Below are 5,792 nucleotides of genomic sequence, written 5' to 3' on the forward strand. Positions count from 1 at the left end.
TCGCACCCCGTCGCCGGTCGCCGTCGCCGCCCCCGACGCCGCTGCGCAGCAGGCCGAGGCCGCGCGCGCGCAATGGCTGCGGGCGCATCCGGACTGGTCGTTCCAGGGGCGGGTGGCGATCACCAAGGGGCGCAACGGCGGCAGCGGCCGCATCGACTGGACCCAGCGGCAGCGCCAGTACGAGGTGCAACTCAGCGCGCCGGTGACCCGGCAGAGCTGGCGCCTGACCGGCGACAGCCACTCCGAGGCCGGCCGCCTGGAGGGGCTGGAGGGCGGTCCGCGCGACGGCGAGAACGCCGAACAGCTGCTGCTGGAGGCGACCGGCTGGGAGATCCCGGTCAACCTGCTGCCGGACTGGGTGCGCGGGTTGGTGGCGACCGACGCGCAGGCGCCGGAGCGGGTCGACTACGACGCGCAGGGCCGGCCGCATACGCTGCGGCAGATGGGTTGGGACATCGAATTCCAGGACTGGTATCCGCCCAGCGACGGCCGTCCGGCGCTGCCGCGGCGCATCGAGGCGCGCAACGGCGACGCCAAGGTGCGCCTGCTGGTCGACGCCTGGACCGTGCCTGCGCCATGAGCGGGGGCACCGACGGGGGCTGGTCGTCCTGGCCGGCCCCGGCGAAGCTGAACCTGTTCCTGCAGATCACCGGCCGCCGGCCGGACGGCTACCACCAGTTGCAGACCGTGTTCCGCCTGCTGGACTGGGGCGATACGGTGCACCTGCGGCCGCGTGCGGACGGGGTGGTGGCGCGGATCGGTCCGTCCGTGGCCGGCGTCGCCGAGGCCGACGATCTGCTGGTGCGTGCCGCGCGCCTGCTGCAAAAATCGGCAAATATCGCCCAAGGAGTGGATATCCGCGTCGAAAAACGCATTCCGGCCGGTGGCGGCTTCGGTGGCGGTTCGTCCGATGCGGCGACCGCGCTGGTGGCGCTTAATGCCCTGTGGGGCGCCGGGCTGGACGAGGACGCCCTGGCTGGCCTCGGCCTGTCGCTGGGCGCGGACGTGCCGGTGTTCGTGCGCGGGCGCGACGCCTGGGCCGAGGGCGTGGGTGAGCGATTGACCGCGCTGGCGCTGCCGCCGGCCTGGTATGTCCTGGCCGATCCGGGGGTGCACGTGCCCACCGCGGCCCTGTTCCAGTCCCCGGATTTGACGCGGGATGCTGCGCCCGCGAAAATAGCGGACTTCGTTTCAGGTTTCCTGCTCGGCAATGCGTTCGAGCCGGTCCTGCTTCGCCGCGAACCGGCCGTCCAGGCCACGTTCCAGGCGCTGGCCCGGATCGGTACGCCACGCCTGACCGGGTCGGGGAGCGGTTGTTTCGTCGAGTTCGCCGATCGCGCTGCCGCCGTGCGCGCGCTGGCGGACTTGCCGGACGGGATGCGCGCCTGGGTGGCAGGTGGTGTTCCGCGTTCGCCGCTGCTCGACGCGCTGGAGGCTTGACACAGGTTTACGCAGGGGCGTCGCCAAGAGGCCCAAGGCACCAGGTTTTGATCCTGGCATTCGTAGGTTCGAATCCTACCGCCCCTGCCATTATGCGAGTCCCTCGCAAAAGCCCGCACATCCATGTGCGGGGGTTCAACAGGTAGAAGCATCGCTCCTCCTGGCTTCCCGATTCACATCGTTATCGTCGCCACACGCTCTTTGCAGCCACCCGAGAGACCCCTCATGCAAGACCAACGCAACCTGCTGGTGTTCTCCGGCAACGCCAACAAGCCCCTGGCCAAAAGCATCTGCCGCGAGCTGGGCGTGCGCCCCGGCAAGGCGATGGTCTCCAGCTTCTCCGATGGCGAAGTGCAGGTGGAGATCGAGGAGAACGTCCGCCGGCAGGAAGTGTTCGTGATCCAGCCGACCTGCGCGCCCAGCGCAGAGAACCTGATGGAGCTGCTGGTGATCATCGACGCGCTCAAGCGCGCCAGCGCCGCCAGCGTCACCGCGGTGGTGCCGTACTTCGGCTACTCGCGGCAGGACCGGCGCATGCGCTCCTCGCGCGTGCCGATCACCGCCAAGGTCGCGGCGAAGATGTTCAGCGCGGTCAACGCCGACCGCGTGCTGACCGTCGACCTGCACGCCGACCAGATCCAGGGTTTCTTCGACATCCCGGTCGACAACGTCTACGCCTCGCCGCTGCTGCTGGCCGACATCTGGCGCGCCTACGGCACCGACAACCTGATCGTGGTCTCGCCGGACGTGGGTGGCGTGGTCCGTGCCCGTGCGGTGGCCAAGCGCCTGGACGATGCGGACCTGGCGATCATCGACAAGCGCCGTCCGCGCGCCAACGTGTCCACGGTGATGAACATCATCGGCGACGTCGAGGGCAAGACCTGCGTGCTGGTCGACGACATCGTCGACACCGCCGGCACCCTGTGCGCCGCCGCGGCCGCGCTGAAGGAGCGGGGCGCCCTGAAGGTCGCCGCGTACTGCACGCACGCCGTGCTGTCCGGCCCGGCGGTGAGCAACATCAGCAATTCGCAGCTGGACGAACTGGTGGTCACCGACACGATTCCGCTGTCGGAGGCCGCCCGCGCCTGCGGCAAGATCCGCCAGCTCAGCGTCGCCGAGCTGCTGGCCGAAACCATCCGCCGCATCGCCTTCGGCGAGTCGGTGAGCTCGTTGTACGTGGATTAAAGGCTGGGAATGGGGAATCGGGAATAGGGAATGGGCGAAGCGCGGCATTGCGCTGTTGCGATTCCCCATTCCCGGTTCCCCACTCCCGGCTTCACAGACTCTTCTGGTCGCGGAAGAGTCATCAAAACCGCCGCGAGGCGGTTCATTCAACCAAGGTAGTAAACGCAAATGGCAACCACGCATGAAATCAAGGTTCAGCGCCGCGAAGTCGAGGGCAAGGGTGCGAGCCGCCGCCTCCGTCGCGACGGCCTGATCCCGGCGATCGTCTACGGTGGCGATCTGAAGCCGGTCAACATCCAGCTCGACCACAACGAAGTCTGGCTGGCCAGCCAGAACGACTGGTTCTATTCGTCCATCCTCAGCCTGAGCCTGAATGGCGACGTGCAGAAGGTGCTGCTGCGCGATATGCAGCGTCACCCGTTCAAGCAGCTGATCATGCACATCGACTTCCAGCGCGTGAACGACAACGAGGCCCTGCATGCCTCGGTGCCGCTGCACTTCATCAACGAGGACGTGTCCCCGGCCGGCAAGTCGGCCGAAGTGGTCGTCACCCACGAGCTGAACGAAATCCAGGTCGTGTGCCTGCCGAAGGACCTGCCGGAGTTCGTCGAAGTCGACCTGGCCGCGCTGTCGGTCGGCGACGTGATCCACCTGTCGGACCTGAAGCTGCCGGCCGGCGTCGAGCTGCCGGAACTGAAGCTGGGCAAGGAGCACGACGTGGCGGTGGTCATCGCCAAGCACGGCCGTGTCGAGGAAGAGCCGGAAGCCACCGACGCGGCGGCCGCCGCCGAGCCGGCCAAGAAGGACGGCAAGTAATCGCCTGCGCGGCGTCCGGGCCATCGGTCCGGACGCCGCGGCGATGCATTGCGCATGACTGGTCTGCGTCTGATCGTCGGCCTGGGCAACCCCGGCGCCGAACACGCGAATACCCGGCACAACGCCGGGTTTCGTTTTGTCGACGCGTTGGCCGAGCGGGCCGGCGCGCGCTGGAGCGTGGACGCCAAGCTGTTCGGCGAGACCGCCAAGGTCGAGGTCGCGGGGCAGTCGGTGTGGCTGCTGAAGCCGGCCACCTTCATGAACCTCAGCGGCAAGTCGGTGACGGCCGCCTTGCGCTTCTGGAAGATCGAACCGGCGCAGGCGCTGCTGGCGCACGACGAGTTGGACCTGGCGCCAGGCACGGCGCGGCTCAAGTTCGACGGCGGCCACGGCGGCCAGAACGGACTGCGCGATACCATCCGCCTGCTCGGGCACGCCGGCTTCCACCGCCTGCGCATCGGCATCGGCCATCCCGGCCACAAGGACAAGGTGGTGCCGTGGGTGCTGGGGCGCGCCGGCAAGGACGACCAGGTGCTCATCGATCGCGCCATCGACGACGCCATCGACGTGCTGCCGCTGGCTGTGCAGGGCGATTTCAACGAGGCGATGAAGCGGTTGCATACGCAGGGGAAATAGGGAATGGGGAATGGGGAATGGAAAGGCGGCTATGCTTTCCGATTCCCTATTCCCGATTCTCCATTCCCGGATTACACACATGGGCATCAAATGCGGCATCGTCGGCCTGCCCAACGTCGGCAAGTCGACCCTGTTCAATGCGCTGACCAAGGCGGGCATCGCTGCGGCCAATTTTCCGTTCTGCACCATCGAGCCGAACGTGGGCGTGGTGCCGGTGCCGGATCCGCGCCTGAACGCGCTGGCGGCGATCATCAATCCGCAGAAGGTCGTGCCGACCGCGGTCGAGTTCGTCGACATCGCCGGCCTGGTCGCCGGTGCGGCCAGCGGTGAGGGCCTGGGCAACAAGTTCCTGGCGCACATCCGCGAGGTCGATGCGATCACCCACGTGGTGCGCTGCTTCGAGCATGGCGACATCATCCATGTGAACAACAAGGTCGATCCGGTTTCCGATATCGAGACCATCGACACCGAACTGGCCCTGGCCGACCTGGACAGCGTCGAGAAGGCGCTCAACCGCGCCGAGCGTTCGGCCAAGGGTGGCGACAAGGACGCGGCGGCGCGCAAGCCGGTGCTGGCCAAGCTGCAGGCCGCGCTGGCCGAGGGCAAGGCCGGGCGCAACGCCGGGCTGGACGAGGAAGAGAAGGCGCTGGTGCGCGACCTGTTCCTGCTCACCCTCAAGCCGGTGATGTACATCGCCAACGTGCTGGAAGACGGCTTCGAGAACAATCCGCACCTGGACGCGGTGCGCGCGCATGCTGCCGCCGAGGGCGCCGAGGTGGTCCCGGTGTCGGCGGCGATCGAGGAAGAGCTGTCGCAGCTGGACGACGCCGACCGCGATGCGTTCCTGGCCGATCTGGGCCTGAGCGAGCCGGGCCTGAACCGGGTGATCCGCGCCGGCTACACCCTGCTGGGGCTGCAGACCTACTTCACCGCTGGCGTGAAGGAAGTGCGCGCCTGGACGGTCAAGGCCGGGTCGACCGCACCGCAGGCCGCGGCGGTGATCCACACCGACTTCGAGAAGGGCTTCATCCGCGCCGAAACCATCGCCTACGACGACTTCATCAAGTACAAGGGCGAGGCCGGCGCCAAGGAAGCCGGGCGCCTGCGTCTGGAGGGCAAGGAGTACCGCGTGCAGGAAGGCGATATCCTGCATTTCCGCTTCAACGTCTGATGCGTGCGCGTGTCCTGGCCGGGCGCGCGCGGGCAACGACGATTTCCTGCGACATCGCGTCAAAATACTGTTGACAAGGCGGGGATGTCAGGGAAGAATAGCGGGCTGTTTCACCCCTCTCTGATTTCGGCTTCGCAGCCGGGTTCGAGTGGGTAAGTTGGAGGGATACCCAAGCGGCCAACGGGGGCAGACTGTAAATCTGCTGGCTTACGCCTTCGGTGGTTCGAATCCACCTCCCTCCACCAGTTATTTTGTTGTGGCAGTGCGGCATCCCGTAGCGGGAGTAGTTCAACGGTAGAACCTCAGCCTTCCAAGCTGATGGTGCGGGTTCGATTCCCGTCTCCCGCTCCATTGAACGCGCTTGTGTCACAATAGAACAACGCTCACGTAGCTCAGTCGGTAGAGCACCTCCTTGGTAAGGAGGAGGTCGAAGGTTCGATTCCTTTCGTGAGCACCATATTCAGTCGTCAAATCTTTCTACGATCACCGAGAAGAAGCAGCCATGGCCAAGGGTAAGTTCGAGCGCACCAAGCCGCACGTCAAC

At 66.7% G+C, this 5,792-nt stretch carries 6 protein-coding genes and 4 tRNA genes; all 10 read left to right on the top strand.

All coding sequences use genetic code 11. The features are described 5' to 3' along the window. A partial coding sequence (gene lolB / locus D183_RS0101150; protein ID WP_017907363.1) for a lipoprotein insertase outer membrane protein LolB occupies window positions 1-580 on the top strand: 580 nt, incomplete at its 5' end. Next, complete coding sequence (gene ispE / locus D183_RS0101155; RefSeq protein WP_017907364.1) at window positions 577-1,440, top strand: 4-(cytidine 5'-diphospho)-2-C-methyl-D-erythritol kinase; 864 nt, start codon at window positions 577-579, stop codon at window positions 1,438-1,440. The genes lolB and ispE, both read left to right, overlap by 4 nt. 13 nt (window positions 1,441-1,453) lie before the next feature. Then, window positions 1,454-1,530 (top strand) — tRNA-Gln (locus D183_RS0101160). Between the two features lie 135 nt (window positions 1,531-1,665). Next, complete coding sequence (locus D183_RS0101165; protein WP_017907365.1) at window positions 1,666-2,625, top strand: ribose-phosphate diphosphokinase; 960 nt, start codon at window positions 1,666-1,668, stop codon at window positions 2,623-2,625. Between the two features lie 168 nt (window positions 2,626-2,793). Next, window positions 2,794-3,441, top strand: coding sequence for a 50S ribosomal protein L25/general stress protein Ctc (locus D183_RS0101170; RefSeq protein WP_017907366.1), 648 nt, complete (start codon window positions 2,794-2,796; stop codon window positions 3,439-3,441). 54 nt (window positions 3,442-3,495) lie between these two features. Next, window positions 3,496-4,077 (top strand): aminoacyl-tRNA hydrolase, encoded by a 582-nt coding sequence (gene pth / locus D183_RS0101175; RefSeq protein ID WP_017907367.1) that lies wholly within the window; start codon window positions 3,496-3,498, stop codon window positions 4,075-4,077. Window positions 4,078-4,156: 79 nt separating this feature from the next. Beyond that, entirely contained in the window at window positions 4,157-5,248 is a 1,092-nt protein-coding gene (ychF, locus tag D183_RS0101180) for a redox-regulated ATPase YchF (RefSeq protein ID WP_010341267.1), read from the top strand. Window positions 5,249-5,407: 159 nt separating this feature from the next. Next, window positions 5,408-5,493, top strand: a tRNA-Tyr gene (locus D183_RS0101185). A gap of 32 nt (window positions 5,494-5,525) precedes the next feature. Beyond that, a tRNA-Gly gene (locus tag D183_RS0101190) sits at window positions 5,526-5,599 on the top strand. 30 nt (window positions 5,600-5,629) lie between these two features. Then, a tRNA-Thr gene (locus tag D183_RS0101195) sits at window positions 5,630-5,705 on the top strand. Window positions 5,706-5,792 lie beyond the last annotated feature (87 nt).

This window comes from Xanthomonas sp. SHU 199 (genome assembly GCF_000364665.1).
Classification (GTDB): domain Bacteria; phylum Pseudomonadota; class Gammaproteobacteria; order Xanthomonadales; family Xanthomonadaceae; genus Xanthomonas_A; species Xanthomonas_A sontii.

Coding starts and splice junctions, on each gene's coding strand:
- ispE (WP_017907364.1), top strand. CDS start 577: ATGAGCGGGGGCACCGACGGGGGCTGGTCGTCCTGGCCGGCCCCGGCG.
- D183_RS0101165 (WP_017907365.1), top strand. CDS start 1,666: ATGCAAGACCAACGCAACCTGCTGGTGTTCTCCGGCAACGCCAACAAG.
- D183_RS0101170 (WP_017907366.1), top strand. CDS start 2,794: ATGGCAACCACGCATGAAATCAAGGTTCAGCGCCGCGAAGTCGAGGGC.
- pth (WP_017907367.1), top strand. CDS start 3,496: ATGACTGGTCTGCGTCTGATCGTCGGCCTGGGCAACCCCGGCGCCGAA.
- ychF (WP_010341267.1), top strand. CDS start 4,157: ATGGGCATCAAATGCGGCATCGTCGGCCTGCCCAACGTCGGCAAGTCG.